General features: G+C 47.4%; 14 protein-coding genes and 2 pseudogenes. 11 read left to right on the plus strand and 5 right to left on the minus strand.

Annotation, left to right across the window (positions count from 1 at the left end; all coding sequences use genetic code 11):
• The 3 genes and pseudogenes from GCWU000341_RS06775 to GCWU000341_RS06790 all read right to left on the minus strand — a co-directional run.
• A pseudogene (locus tag GCWU000341_RS06775) lies at nt 1-504 on the minus strand (IS3 family transposase); the annotation flags it as partial.
• Between the two features lie 29 nt (nt 505-533).
• Nucleotides 534-929: a transposase gene (locus tag GCWU000341_RS06780; protein ID WP_009215101.1), complete on the minus strand. Its 396-nt coding sequence runs from the start codon at nt 927-929 to the stop codon at nt 534-536.
• A 220-nt stretch (nt 930-1,149) separates the two neighbouring features.
• Nucleotides 1,150-1,488 carry a transposase gene (locus GCWU000341_RS06790; RefSeq protein WP_009215103.1) on the minus strand — a complete coding sequence of 113 codons (339 nt, stop codon included), beginning with the start codon at nt 1,486-1,488 and terminating at the stop codon, nt 1,150-1,152.
• On the opposite strand from GCWU000341_RS06790, the pseudogene GCWU000341_RS06795 reads away from it, so the two are divergent.
• The 11 genes and pseudogenes from GCWU000341_RS06795 to GCWU000341_RS06840 form a co-directional block, all read left to right on the plus strand.
• Nucleotides 1,487-1,924: pseudogene (locus GCWU000341_RS06795) on the plus strand (hypothetical protein); the annotation flags it as partial. The gene GCWU000341_RS06790 and the pseudogene GCWU000341_RS06795 overlap by 2 nt on opposite strands.
• Nucleotides 1,925-2,239: 315 nt before the next feature.
• Nucleotides 2,240-2,395: a hypothetical protein gene (locus GCWU000341_RS13500; RefSeq protein ID WP_009215106.1), complete on the plus strand. Its 156-nt coding sequence runs from the start codon at nt 2,240-2,242 to the stop codon at nt 2,393-2,395.
• Between the two features lie 96 nt (nt 2,396-2,491).
• Nucleotides 2,492-3,058, plus strand: a complete 567-nt coding sequence (locus GCWU000341_RS06800) for an HD domain-containing protein (protein WP_040653555.1) — start codon at nt 2,492-2,494, stop codon at nt 3,056-3,058.
• Nucleotides 3,059-3,138: 80 nt separating this feature from the next.
• Nucleotides 3,139-3,675 (plus strand): ATP-binding protein, encoded by a 537-nt coding sequence (locus tag GCWU000341_RS06805; RefSeq protein WP_242651632.1) that lies wholly within the window; start codon nt 3,139-3,141, stop codon nt 3,673-3,675.
• Between the two features lie 409 nt (nt 3,676-4,084).
• A complete protein-coding gene (locus GCWU000341_RS06810; RefSeq protein WP_009215111.1) occupies nt 4,085-4,699 on the plus strand; it encodes a TetR/AcrR family transcriptional regulator in 615 nt (204 codons plus the stop codon).
• The gene (locus GCWU000341_RS06815) at nt 4,632-6,173 is read left to right on the plus strand and encodes an ABC transporter ATP-binding protein (protein WP_330360387.1); all 1,542 of its coding nucleotides are present in this window, start codon (nt 4,632-4,634) and stop codon (nt 6,171-6,173) included. The genes GCWU000341_RS06810 and GCWU000341_RS06815 overlap by 68 nt, the downstream gene beginning before the upstream one ends.
• A complete protein-coding gene (locus GCWU000341_RS06820) occupies nt 6,170-7,921 on the plus strand; it encodes an ABC transporter ATP-binding protein (RefSeq protein WP_040653559.1) in 1,752 nt (583 codons plus the stop codon). Before GCWU000341_RS06815 ends, GCWU000341_RS06820 begins: the two co-directional genes overlap by 4 nt.
• Complete coding sequence (locus tag GCWU000341_RS06825) at nt 7,921-9,681, plus strand: ABC transporter ATP-binding protein (protein ID WP_009215114.1); 1,761 nt, start codon at nt 7,921-7,923, stop codon at nt 9,679-9,681. The genes GCWU000341_RS06820 and GCWU000341_RS06825 overlap by 1 nt, the downstream gene beginning before the upstream one ends.
• A complete protein-coding gene (locus tag GCWU000341_RS06830) occupies nt 9,678-10,292 on the plus strand; it encodes an L-2-amino-thiazoline-4-carboxylic acid hydrolase (protein WP_009215115.1) in 615 nt (204 codons plus the stop codon). The genes GCWU000341_RS06825 and GCWU000341_RS06830 overlap by 4 nt, the downstream gene beginning before the upstream one ends.
• Before the next feature lie 226 nt (nt 10,293-10,518).
• A complete protein-coding gene (locus GCWU000341_RS06835) occupies nt 10,519-11,679 on the plus strand; it encodes an ATP-binding protein (RefSeq protein WP_256364644.1) in 1,161 nt (386 codons plus the stop codon).
• 22 nt (nt 11,680-11,701) lie between these two features.
• A complete protein-coding gene (locus GCWU000341_RS06840) occupies nt 11,702-12,253 on the plus strand; it encodes a hypothetical protein (RefSeq protein ID WP_009215117.1) in 552 nt (183 codons plus the stop codon).
• Between the two features lie 27 nt (nt 12,254-12,280).
• On the opposite strand, the gene GCWU000341_RS06845 is transcribed toward GCWU000341_RS06840, so the two are convergent.
• Both GCWU000341_RS06845 and GCWU000341_RS06850 read right to left on the minus strand, forming a co-directional pair.
• Entirely contained in the window at nt 12,281-13,495 is a 1,215-nt protein-coding gene (locus GCWU000341_RS06845; protein ID WP_009215118.1) for an anti-sigma-I factor RsgI family protein, read from the minus strand.
• A complete protein-coding gene (locus tag GCWU000341_RS06850; RefSeq protein ID WP_009215119.1) occupies nt 13,492-14,076 on the minus strand; it encodes an RNA polymerase sigma factor in 585 nt (194 codons plus the stop codon). Before GCWU000341_RS06850 ends, GCWU000341_RS06845 begins: the two co-directional genes overlap by 4 nt.
• Nucleotide 14,077 lies beyond the last annotated feature (1 nt).

A 14,077-nucleotide genomic window follows, 5' to 3' on the forward strand; every position in this document is an offset into this window, starting at 1 on the left:
CGGGGCACACAGCGGAGCCTTCATGTTGGTAGCCATTGCCAGTCCTAAGACAGCCAGATCGAAGCAGTCAAACATAGCAGAAACATAGAGTTTCCCATCACTCGCCTTGATTTCGGTTATGTCCGTAACACATTTTGTCAGTGGCTCTGTTGACCTGAAATCCCGCTTGAGCAGATCATCCGATTTACGAGCAGCCTTGTCGGCTTTCGTTATCCCATTTGGCTTACGCTTTGGACGATGACTGATGCCGATTTCTTCCATTACTCGATAGACAGTCCGCTCACTCGGGATATCGACATCCTTCGGCTTCTTCTGCAGAAGAGCATCACGCATCCTGGAACGACCATAGGTATCATTACATTCATCTTCCTTTAGGATATCCCGCATAGCATCGGCCAGCTTCTGATATTTCCAAGGCCGATCCTTACGTTGCAGGTATTTATAGAATGCCTGGCGGCTCACATGGAGCATCCGACAGTAGAATGTAAGTTTCCCTTTCATCATGCCGCCTTCTGTCTTAACAGCGATATATTTCAGCCTTTCATTTTTGCTGACTTCAGACGGCTCGCGGCGAAAAAAGCGCTGGCTTCCTCCAGGAACTCGTTTTCTTCTTTAAGACGACGAATTTCCTTATCCTGATCTTTGACCTGCTTACGTAAGGTGATCAGCTCCTCATTCAGGGTCATAGCACTTTTGGGAGTCTGGGATCCCGCTCCAAGATCCAGATTTCCGAGCCTATTAGCGCGTATCCATGTATAGAGCGTGTTTTTGGGGATGCCTAGTTCACGTGCAGCTTTTGCCTGGCCAATCTCTTTTGCCAGCTTAACTGCCTGGATTTTGTACTCCTGATCGTACTGTCTGTTAGTTGCCGCCGTAAACGCCTCCTTATTCTCTTGATTATAATGAAATCCTTGAGAATAAGATGTCAACTTTATTTATACAGCATCATGCGTATGCGGCCATAGGTATCGTTGCATTCATCCTCGGAGTTGATTGCCCGCATCTCCTCTGCGAGAGCTTTATATTTCCAGGGCTTGTTCCTGTTTATGAGAGACTTTCTGAAGCCCTCACGGCTTATGCCGAGCATCTTGCAGAAAAAGGAAATTTCTCCCTTGATCCGGCCGTCATCCGTTTTTATGGCAATGAACTTCATTCTGAAGTTTTTGTTGACTTCAGACGGCTCGCTGCGAAAAAAGCGCTTGCTTCTTCCAGGAATTCATTCTCTTTCTTAAGACGCTTGATTTCCTTATCCTGATCCTTTAGCTGCTTGCGCAGCTGGATTAGTTCCTCATTGAGGGTCATCGCACTTTGAGGAGTATGTGCGCCTCCGCCGACATCCAGGCGGCCATCACGTACGGCTTTCATCCAGCCATACATTGTATCCTTGGGAATGCCAAGCTCCTTTGCGGCGTTTGCGCCTCCTATTTCTTGAGCAAGCTTCACGGCCTGAACCTTATATTCATGGTCGTATTGACGTTGCTGTGCCATTTGTAGCACCTCCTTAGCCTTCTTGATTATATATGAAATCTTTGAGGATAAGGTGTCAACTTTATTTATCTTTATTTATACAACATCAGATGGAACGGCCTTAGCTTATCAGGTGTCCGGTGCTTACATGAGATGGCTCGGTTACTTTTTCATCTTCATGGGGATCAAGATGGCAACAGATGGGGTCCTTCGTGGGCTTGGGGTCATGCGCCCGTTCCTTATTGCAAATATGGTGAATCTGGCAATTCGCTTGTCCGTTGCTTTGATCTGTGCACCGCGTTTTGGGATTGCCTTTGTCTGGCTTGCCGTACCGGCGGGCTGGCTTGCAAACTTCCTGATCTCCTATGCAGCACTCAGATCTTCAATTCAGGTCTTGAACCGGCTATGTACTGTTACAGAGATTAGAAATAAAGAGCCTTTCTCTTTTGATCCTTGATGCGGATTTGGATGTTGTAAAAGATATTTCACTTATGGATCTTCTGCAGCCTGACTTTGGCACATCAGCAGGTCAGACAGCAATGGGGGATCGGTAACGGACCGATTGATAATTTTCAATTTCTTTCAATGGTGAAACGGTCAGCGGTACGGCTTCAAGGCTGCTCGTCGTGCACCGCAGTTCAGCAAGTGATAATCGACAAGTTCAAAATGCTGAAAAGCCTGAAAATACACCATTTTCCGAGCTTTTTATGCCTGAAATCCGGCGAGACAAATTTGAGCAGGATGCACAGTCTGCATCCGTGACAAGGCTGTTATGAGAAGACTTGATGCTTTGTTTAACGAGTTCCTGGAGGTCTACAAGTGCTTAATAACTGATATCGACAAGACCAATTCCATGCCTAAACAGTACGGTAAGCATTATAAGCCCAGAAGGATATCAGCAGAGTTGATTGAAAAAAGAAGAGAGTAGATGCTTATATGCTTCTGTATAATGGTGATACAGGCGATAGCTTCTATGGTGTAAAAGAAAATGAGTATGTATTTTAATCATTGAGGAGGATTAAAGATGAATCCAGGAGAATATTTAGAGATCTTACATGTTGCGGAGAGACTGAAAGACACCCCAAGGCATTGTACAACGAGCAAAGGGCGAATTGAAAGCGTAGCCGAACATAGCTGGAGAATTTCTCTTATGGCGTTTCTTTTGAAGGGGGAATTTCCTAGTGTAGATATGAATAAAGTGATAAGCATGTGTTTAATTCACGATTTGGGAGAATGCTTTACTGGCGATATTCCAACGTTTATAAAGACAGACGATGATCGTGACGTTGAAGCCTCGTTGTTATCGCAATGGGTCAATACACTTCCCGAGGATATCTCAAGAATGATGACGGAATTGTATTCAGAGATGGATAAGCAAGAGACAGCTGAAGCAAAAATATATAAAGCATTGGATAAGCTGGAGGCATTGATTCAGCATAATGAATCGCCGCTCGATACGTGGTCTGAGAATGAATTTGAGCTTAATAAAACCTATGCATTTGATACCGTAAAATTTTCTTCATGGTTTACTTCACTTAGAGAAGAGATTCTTTCAGATACGTTGAAGAAAATAGATTCTGAACAAGGATAGAATAATGTGACTAATCCGGGCTTCCGGCCTTTCACGAAGTACGACCGCATCCAAAAGACACATCTCGAACATTTGCGAATGTGGGAAATTCTTTCTCGGCAAAATCAATTTCTGATTATCTGAAATCGGAACATCGTGCCATCGATAATGAAACGCTGTACAGTTATCTGGAAAAACTGGAAAAAGCATATCTTCTTCATCGTTGTTCACGCTATGACTTGCGTGGAAAAGAGATTTTGAAAACACAAGAGAAATATTATCTTGCCGATACCGCTTTGCGTTACAGTGTGCTGGGCTATACGCCGGACGGTGCAGCCTCCAGTCTGGAAAATGTGGTGTATCTGGAACTTTGCAGACGAGGATATACCGTGATGATTGGAAAAATACCGGATGGTGAGGTCGATTTTGTGGCGCAGAGGCAGAATGAGCGCTTATATGTGCAGGTCACACAGGAGATTAAATCCGAGAAGACGGAAAAGCGAGAATATGAACGACTGCTGGAAATCCGGGATAACTATCCGAAGTATGTTTTAAGAAGCGATGAATTTGCCGGAGGCAATTACGAAGGCATTAAGAGTATGCACATTGCAGATTTTCTATTGAGCACAGAATATTGACGGTGTGGGCGGCGAGAGCCGCCCTTTTTACATGGCGAGAGCGAGTCCTTCCCGAACGCGCGGCAGGGGAACTTGTTCATCGGAATGATTCATGGATTCCTATTCATGGGTGTTCCGCAGCACATGTTTAAGCTTATGAAAGGCGTGCAGGATCCGCTTGCTGGAAGGGTTGCGGTCTTATCTGGATTGTGATGCGAAGAATCTGTTTGTTGGAGATGATAAATGAGTTTATACGCAATCGGTGATCTTTATCTGCATTATCAGTCTGTACTCAAAGCGCCCGGGCAGCTGCATGATCGAGTATGGAAAAATCATGAGGAAAGATTCAAGAAGGATTGACGGGAATCTTTTATCATGCTAATATACCAGTGGTACATACCACTGGTATATTAGCGCTGGAGGACTTTTTATGGAAAACTCTGAAACAAAGAAGAAGATTCGGGAGGTGGGGAAAAGAGAGTTTTTAAAAAAAGGTTTTAAGGAGGCTTCGCTGAATCATATCGTAGCGGAAGCAGGCTTTACAAAGGGAGCGTTTTATGGATATTACGCAGGTAAAGCCGCCCTGTTTGAAGATTTGGTTTCTTCGGCAGCAGAAGGTCTGGTGAATCAATTTAAGGCTGCGCAGGAAGCACACTTTGATCTGATTCCGGAAAATCAGGCCGCACAGAGTCGTGAACTTTGCACGCAATATCTGCGGCATTTTTTGGACTATATTTATGAACATTTCGATGCTTTCAAATTGATTCTATGCTGCGCAGATGGAACAAAGTATGAGAATTACATTCACGATCTTGTGGAATTGGATGTGGCTCGCACAGAGCAATATTTTACTGCCTTGCGGAATCGGGGAAGGCTGAAAGGTGATGCCAGCCCGGAATTGCATCACATGATTACCAGCGCCTACTTTACTGCCGTATTTGAAACGGTGGTACATGATATGCCGAGGGAAAAAGCCGTTGGATATATTGAAGAACTTGCTGTGTTTTTCAATTCCGGCTGGGACGGTCTTTTGCGTATGCAGTAGGCTGTCAAAGCAACAAGTGATTCGATTATTGGAAAATGTATCTTATTCGTATGCCGAAGCTCAGACCGGCTCTTTGCATAACATTACTTTGCATATCAGAAAAGGCGAATGTATCCTGCTGTGCGGTGCATCGGGCTGCGGTAAAACCACGCTGACAAGGCTGATCAACGGACTGATACCACATTTCTTCCCCGGAAAGCTATCGGGAGAAATAAGAGTTGATGGGAGAAATACGATCACTACGGAGATCGCAGCACTGTCCGATATTGTAGGAACGGTATTCCAAAATCCACGCATGCAATTTTTTAACACAGATACCGACAGTGAGCTGGTCTTCGGCTTAGAGAATCGTTCCGTTCCCCGGGAACAGATGAAAGAACGGCTGCGTGAGCTTACGGAGGATCTTCACCTGGAACATTTGCGCGGACGAAGTATTTTCGCATTGTCCGGCGGTGAGAAACAGAAGATCGCGTTTTCGTCTGTCTGTGCTTCTGACCCGAAAATTCTTGTTCTGGACGAGCCTTCTTCTAATTTGGATACGGCAGCGATTGAAGAACTTGCAGAACTGATTGCCAAAGTAAAAAGTGAGGGAAAGACGATTATCATTTCCGAGCATCGCCTATGGTATCTGATGAATTTGGCTGATCGGGTCGTGTTTTTGCGGGATGGAGTGCTGGAAAAAGATTTTCCCACAGCGGATTTTTGTTCACTTCCTTCCGATGAAATCGAAGCTATGGGCTTGCGCTGCCGGGATCTGAAAGAAATCATAGTAAGAGAAAGTCCTGTTAGTTTAACAGAGAACTATCTGGATGTAAAAAACCTCCGTGTGCATCTTGGAAAAGAGTGCATATTGAAGGATCTTTCTTTCTCAGCACGGGGTGGTGAGATTATCGCCATTGCTGGAGCCAATGGAGCAGGAAAAACAACACTTGCCCGTGCTTTATGCGGCCTGCAGAAAGAATCCTCAGGCAGTATCATCCTCGGCGGGGAAAGGTTATCCTCAAAAAAACGGAAGCAATGCTCCTATATGGTCATGCAGGATGTGGGACAGCAGCTATTTACCGACAGTATATGGGAAGAATGCCGGCTTGGTATTCAGAAGCCGGATACGGCGCAGATAGAGTATGCACTCAATTTATTAGGACTTAGCCAATACAAGGATCGACATCCGCTTTCTCTGTCCGGTGGACAAAAGCAGCGCTTGGCAGTTGCGGTCAGCCTGATTTGTAAACGAAAGCTGCTGGTTTTTGATGAGCCTACCAGCGGCCTTGATCTTTCCGGTATGAAGGAGGTAGGAAGGCTGGCGAAAGAGCTGTCACTGCATGGAAGCATTCTATTGATTGTTACCCATGATGTTGAATTTATGAAACATATCTGTTCCCGCATTCTGGTATTGTCGGAGGGGAAAATCACTGCGGATTTGTCCGGTGAAGCGCGGGAAACAGTGGAGCAGATTTTAAGAGGTGAGATATGAATCCATCAAAAAAAGGAACGATTCAGAGATTGCGGGACTTTGCAAAACCATGTAAAGGACTTTTGGCAAGCTCCGTTGCACTAGCCGCTTTAGCTGCCTTTTGCGGCATCATACCCTATGCTGCAGTATCACAAATAATTTCAAATCTTATGAGAGGGCAGATTCAGCCTACCCGGATTATGCCTCTCGCATTGCTTGCCCTTTTGGGCTATTTAGCTTCTTTATGGCTGAACACTTATTCAACCATTCGTTCCCATCGCGCGGCGTTTACCATACTTGCCCATATCCGAAAAGCCATCACGGCAAAGCTCGCTCGTATGCCGATGGGGACAATTTTAGATACCCCGTCAGGAAAATACAAATCCATGCTGGTAGATACCGTGGAAAAGCTGGAGCTGCCTTTGGCGCATATGGTGCCGGAATTGACAGCGAATACACTTATCCCGGTTTTGATGCTGATATACTTGTTTTTATTGGACTGGCGTATCGCCTTGATTTCTCTTGCAACAGTCCCCATTGGCCTTCTCTGCTATATGGGAATGATGAAGGATTATGAAGCAAGATATGCTCGTGTTCTTTCAGCCAATAAAAATATGGACGCTGCAATGGTGGAATATATAAACGGCATTCAGGTGATCAAAACTTTTCGGCAGGATGAGGACTCTTATCGAAAGTATGCAGCCGCGGTCACGGAAAGCGAGAGATCCAAATCCGATTGGTTCCGTAAGACCAACGGATTTTATGTAGCGGGTATGGCTGTCATGCCCAGCTGCCTGCTGGGGGTACTTCCTTTGGGGAGCTGGCTCTACATAAACGGCAGGATAGACGCGGATGCTTTGATCTCCTGTATCATCCTTGCTTTGGGTCTGGTAAAGCCGTTGATTCAGGCATTACGGTACACAGACAGTCTTGCCATGGTAGATGCAACTGTTCAGGAAATTGGAAAATTACTGGATCTGAAAGAAATGAATCGGCCTCAAAAAACTGTCTCTTTGCCGAATCACGAGATTGCCTTTCAGAATGTCAGCTTTCGTTATCACGAAACAGAAGTGCTCCATCAGCTGTCCTTTTCCTGTGCAGAAGGAGCCATGACCGCCATCGTCGGCCCCTCCGGTTCTGGAAAGTCCACCATCGCCCGCTTGATTGCCTCCTTTTGGGAGGCTGAGAGCGGCTGTGTGACACTCGGCGGTGTAGATATGCGGAAGATCCCGCTGTCTCAAGCTATGAATGCTGTATCTTATGTATCACAGGATAATTTCCTGTTTCACCTCTCCATTCGAGAGAATATCCGCTTTGGAAATCCAAGCGCAACGGATGAAGAAGTGGAGAGGGCGGCACAGAAAGCCAGCTGCCACGATTTTATCCTGTCATTGCCTCGCGGATATGACACATTGGCGGGTGACGGCGGCAGCCACCTTTCCGGCGGCGAACGCCAGCGAATTGCGATAGCGAGAGCGATATTGAAAAACAGTCCGGTGGTGGTTTTGGACGAGGCAACCGCTTTTGCAGATCCGGAAAACGAAGCGGTAATTCAGTCCTCCATTTCTCAGCTTGTGGCGGGAAAGACATTGATCGTGATTGCTCACAGACTATCGACCATTACCGCTGCCGATACGATTTTTGTTCTCAACGAGGGAGCGGTTGCCGCACAGGGAACACATCAGGAATTGCTTGCAGAAAGTCCTCTTTACCAGGCACTTTGGCAGGCGCATATCGGTACAAAAGACAAGGGAGAGGAGGAAGCATAATGATTGCATTATTCAAGCGTTTATTGATATTTTCAGGAGATCAGAAAGGACTGCTGCTTCGCTCCTTCCTGTTTCATGTAATCAGCTCCGTTTTTGAGATGGTTCCTATTCTGGCGATCCTGACTGTTTTAGAAGAAGTTTTAGCTAAGCAGCAGGGAAAGCTTATCTCAGCTGATACAATAAGGAAATCTTTTGCCATTATGATGGTCAGTATTTTAGGCCGAATTGTGTTTATCAATCTTTCTGCCAATGCCCGCACTTTCGGCAGTTTCTCCGTATGCACAAAAAAGCGCCTCATCATCGGAGAGCGCTTAAAGCATGCACCCATGGGATATTTCAGCGAAAACCGGCTGGGGGATATTACGGCGGCAGTCACAACAACTCTGGGAGATATTGAAAGCAATGCTGTGACGATTATGGAATCAGTCGCAGGAGGCTTCATTCATGCGATTGTTATCACATCGTGGCTTTTCTTCTACGAACGGCGCATCGGACTCTTATCCCTTGCAGGTCTGCTTGCCGCACTGCTGGTCTATACCGACATTCAAAAGGTAAGCAAAAAACACTCGCCCCGTCGTCAGGCAGCTCAGGCAGCCCTTGTTACGGCTGTTCTGGAATATGTGCAGGGCATGGGGGTCGTAAAGGCCTTTGGCCTGGATGGGCACGCTGCTCAGACAATGAATCAGTCGATTGAGGAAAGTGCCTCTGCAAATATCAAGCTTGAAAAAGCCTTTTCTACGATGACGGGCTGGTATCAAACCGTATTTAAGCTGGCACGGGCAGCTGTCTTGGTATTTGCTCCCTATCTTCTTTGGACAGGAGAAATCTCAGCAGAAAAATGTCTTCTTCTGCTAGTTTCCAGTTTTATGATTTATTCTGCCGTGGAAGTGGCCGGAAGTATGTCATCTGTGGCACGGCTTGTGGATGCTTCTTTGGACCGTATGGAAAAGATTATGGCAATTCCATCTCTGGACGAAAATGGATCAAATCTATCCCCCGTACAGCATGATATAGAGGTCCGCCATGTTTCCTTCGGGTACGGAGAAAAAGAAGTGCTTCATGATGTGAGCTTTACGGTACCGGAGGGCAGCTCCTGTGCCATTGTCGGGCCGTCCGGCTCCGGCAAAACAACGCTGTGCAGCCTGCTTGCCCGTTTTTGGGATGTGAACAGCGGTCAAATCTTGCTTGGCGGTCATGATGTGCGTACATATACATCGGACAGTCTCCTGAGGAATTTCTCCATTGTGTTTCAGAATGTTTATCTGTTTGAAGATACGATAGAAAATAATATTCGCTTCGGAAAGGCGGATGCAACAAGGGAAGAAATCATAGAAGCGGCAAAAAAAGCCTGCTGCCACAACTTTATTATGGCATTGCCGGATGGATATGGCACGAAAATCGGAGAGGGAGGAGCCAGTCTCTCCGGGGGTGAAAAGCAGCGAATTTCTATTGCACGAGCCATTTTAAAGGATGCCCGGATCATCATTTTGGATGAGGCCACCGCCAGCGTAGATCCTGAAAATGAACTGGATTTACAAAAAGCCATTTTTGAACTGACACGAGGGAAAACTCTGCTGATGATTGCGCACCGTCTGTCTACGGTGCGTTCGGCAGATCAGATTCTTGTTTTGGATAAGGGGAAAATTGTCCAGCGGGGTACGCATACGGAATTACTTACGCAGGATGGGTTATATAGGCACTTTGTAAATATCAGACAGCAGGCACTTGGCTGGAGATTGGGTGAAGGTGGTGTTTTATGAAAAAGCATAGCAAGTATCTTGCAAATCTTAGACCGGTGCTTTATGAAAAGTTCGATCACGAGAAAGCAGAGCATATCGTGCTAAATGCCGGGAAAATATATGAGCGGCTTTGTTTGGAAAATGGACAGGAGCCAAGAGCATTGCGTATGCACACCAGAAAGAGGATTTATCCGGCAATCGCAGCGTTCCAGGCGATGTTAAAAGAAGATGTAAACAGAGATGATGCAGCTGAAATTCTTTATGGATATTACGAGAAACAAAGCGAGCCGCTTGGGAATGTGATTCGTAATATTCTTAAAATTCCATATCTATATAAACTTATCCCGCGCTTTTTCACGAAAATGACAAAGAAATTTTTTGGGGAGGCGGCCGGATTTCGAGCAAAATGGCACTGTGCGGGTAAGAATGAAATGCGCTTTGATATGCTGGTCTGTCCCTATCAGGATATTTGCGTTCGGTATGGCTGCCCGGAAATTGTCCGAAGCTTCTGTCGAGCGGACGATATTTGTTATGGAGATATGCATGCCAGGCTGCATTGGGGAAGGACAAAGACATTGGGTCTTGGTGCTGACTGCTGTGATTTTCGATTGACAATCAGGCAGGTGCCGTAATGAAAGCTCTTTCCTTTTTGGGAAAAGGTTTTGCTGCTGTCGGATGATAAAGCAAGTGAATATGACACGGCCGGGATTCGGGCAGGCTCTTTGACAAACAGAAAAAACAAGTTTAAAATAAAGTCTAATAGCATTATAAACTTAAATTGAGGTGCTGCCTATGGATTATATTCATCGTTCTCTGGAAAGAAAGTTCCTGAAAATGAGCAGTGCGTTTAAGGCTGTGATGGTGACCGGAGCGAGACAGGTCGGGAAGTCTACGATGCTTAACGCCTTGGCACAGGATAGCGGTCGGGTCTGTGTCTCAATGGATGATGCGGATATCAGGGATCTTGCGCAGAGGGACCCCAAACTCTTCTTTCAGATGTATCAGCCGCCGATCCTTATAGATGAAGTGCAGAAGGCTCCCGCCCTCTTGGAACAAATCAAATTGCTGTGTGACGAGAGTGACGAAAGAGGTCGTTTCTGGTTGACAGGCTCTCAAAGCAAAAGGCTGATGAAGCAAGCCGGAGACTCTCTCGCCGGGAGGATAGGGATCCTTAAGATGTTCAGCCTGTCGGCGAAGGAGCTTGCGGGGAAAGCGGATGATATCCCGGACGATTATTCTCTTTCGTCGTTTATAAAGAGAAGTCAAAACTATCCGGCGAATAATATTTTGGATGTATATGAGCGTATCTGGGCTGGCGGTATGCCGGACATGGTTTCCATGGATGCGGAACTCCGGCGTGCCTACTGGAATTCCTATATTGATGCCTATTTGATGAGGGATGCGGTAGATGATAACGGGATTCATGATACAGAGGGCTTCCGCAGGTTCCTAAGAGCCAGCGCGGCCTTTTCAGGGGAGCTGCTGAACTATAACGACCTGGGCAGCGCGGCGGGAGTATCCGGCGTGACTGCGAAGGAATGGGTCAAGGTCCTTCAGTCCATGGGGATCATCTTTCTGCTCGAACCGTTCTATAATAACGAGCTTAAGCGAATGATCAAGACGCCGAAGCTGTATTTCTGCGACACCGGTTTATGTTCCTTCCTTTCATCCTGGACCAGCCGTGATGCACTCATGAATGGTGCGGCGTCCGGTCATTATCTTGAAAACTATGTCGTCTCAGAGATGCTCAGAAATGCCTCTTATGGAGAGAAAAGCGTCAATCTGAACTTCTATCGGGACACAAATCAGAAGGAGATCGATCTGATCCTGGAGATGGATGGCAGACTGCATGCGTTTGAGATCAAGCGTGCGGCTTCTCCGGAGAGAAAAATTATCAGAACCTTTTCACTCCTTAAAAAAAGCGGGAGGGAGATCGGGCCGGGAGCTGTCATCTGTATGGCAGAGAGGCCATTCCCTGTCGATGCATCCACTTTCCTGCTTCCGGTAAATCTCCTGTAACAGGAAGAAAAATTTAAAACGAATGCAAAAGGTCCGCTGGGGCCATGAGAAGAATCCGGGGGCGGAGAAAAATGAGATATTGAAGAACCCGCAGTTTCCAAAGGGCCTTGAATCAGAGCTGTTCTTCGGAAAAGTCCGGATCGGCGATGTGCTTTTGGGCAGGGAATATCTGGAGAAATTCAGTTATCCGAGCTATATCAATTTCTCGGAACAGCCGGAGATATATCCGGTCAATGTGGAGGAGAGCGGCAGCAAGCGCTTCGGTCTGGAACTGCTGGATCCGTATACCTACGCTACACCCGGAGGCAGGGAGTGGAGTATAGGAGACCTGAAGCTAAGCTGGTATGCCGTAGACGACAGCGGCTTTGCCGGAAGCTATACCGCGGTCGGCACAGTCAGAGACGGGGTACTGTCGGAGGGAGATGGCAGCTCTCTGTATTTCTACGACAGGGAGATCAGTAAGGAAGAGATGAGCAGAGAAAACGAGGAGGGAGATCAGCAGGTGGGGATCGGAATGATCCTCGTCGGACTGCTGCTCAGTGCCTTTTTCATCTATCGCATCAAAACAAGCTGATAAGGATAAGCTGAGTGGAATCTTCTCTCAGTCATCATCTGCTTCGACCTCGTCCCGATCCCTATCGGAATCCTTCTTTTTCCCCTTTCCATCATCCTGCTCCTTATCCTTCTTGTCATCAGCATCGTCATCATTCCGCTCTGAGCCCGGGGGATGAGCCGCTTTACTCTCATTTCTATCGGCGTCATTTCGCCCCGAGCCCGTGGGATGGGCTGCTTTTCGCTCATCCCCATCGTCATCATCGTCAGAATCGTCAGAATTATTTGCCTTCCTTTCCGAGCTCTCATCTTTTGAATGATGTTCTGATTTTTTCAACTGATCTTTCTCATGATCCTCCTGTTCCTCTTTTTTCGGTTGATTTTTCTCATGATTCTCCCGATCATCATCCCTGTCCGGATCGTCGTCATTGTCATCATCACGGTCTCGCTCATCCGGATCGAGAAGAGAGTTCAGATCGCCGATGACCTCTCCGCCCTCACCCAGATAATGGGAAATATCAATGCCGGCGGTCTGACAGGAGCGGATCAGATCAGCCATGGGCATGCCTGCCAGCTCCTTGAGATCCCAGGAAGGCCGGTCCTTTAAAAGCTTCAGGATCAGGGCTGCCTTTCCGGGGGTGATCCCGTAGTGCTCGGAAATCTCGTCCACAGTGTCATCCGGATCCACATTCTGTTCCAGGATGATCCCCTGTCCCAGGAGTGTGCTCAGCGCCTGCTCCGCATCCGAGGAGATTCTCTGTCTTAAGGCTTCTGCTCGCTTTTCATTCCTTCCGCTCACAGAAAGCAGCAGCGTGTTCTGCGTCCGGGACAGGTATCCGTGCCGGACCATCGAAGTGAGCAGCTCGCTCATTGCCGCATCGATATCCGCATTCCTCAGATTCATCTGATCCAGAAGGATTCTTCCGTCTTCGTTATCCGCCGCCGCATCAAGGACCCGTCCCATACAGTTTACATCGACGGAGATGCTGGGATTGACATCCAGGTAGATGGTTGCGTCCGTCATATGGAAGAGCTGAAACCAGCTGATAAAAACGATGGCAAAGCACGCTGCGGCGAGAGCTGTCCATCTCATATAACGGCGGAGCGGCCTCTTCCTCTTTTGCTTTGTCCCATCCAGGAACCAGGCGTCACCGTCGGCTTTTTCCACCGGCTTTTCCCAGAGCTCTTCCGCGTATTTTGGCGTCATGGCGGATGCTGCCCGGCGGATATGGTCGTTGATCTGCCGTTCGCTCAGGCTCTTCATGGCATCCCCTCCAATTCTGTGCGCAGCTTTTCAATACCGCGCTTGTACTTCGACAGTACGGTTGATAAAGGCATATTCATCAATTCGGCGATCTCTCTGTGCTTCATGCCGCTCAGCGCGTGGAGCATGATGATCCTGCAGCTGTCCTCCGGAAGAACGGTAAATGCCTTCTCCAGCGTCATCCTGTCCTCTGCATTTTGGATCCGGTCGAAGCCCAGATCCTGCACCCTGTCCTCCTCCGGAAGCTGCGCGGTATGGGCACGCTGCCGGTACATCATCAGGCAGATATTTCTGGTGATCGTAAAGATCCAGGCCAGAGGCTTTCCCAGCGGCTGATAGAGATGTGCGGCGCTTCGGATCTTTAAAAAGGTATCCTGCATGGCGTCTTCCGAGTCACCGCGGCTTCGCAGAATACTCAGAGCATAGGCAAAGACGGGGGAGGAACATTTTTCATACAGAGCGAGAAAGGCCGCTTTGTCTCCGGAAGCAATGCGCGGGAACAGAGACTCATCAAGCAAAATCTCAGCCTGCTGAGGCGGTGTCTCGTATACCACTGCTTCGAATATCAGCACGTCTGTCACC

It is taken from the genome of Oribacterium sp. oral taxon 078 str. F0262, assembly GCF_000160135.1.
In the GTDB taxonomy this organism is placed as follows: Bacteria; Bacillota; Clostridia; order Lachnospirales; family Lachnospiraceae; genus Oribacterium.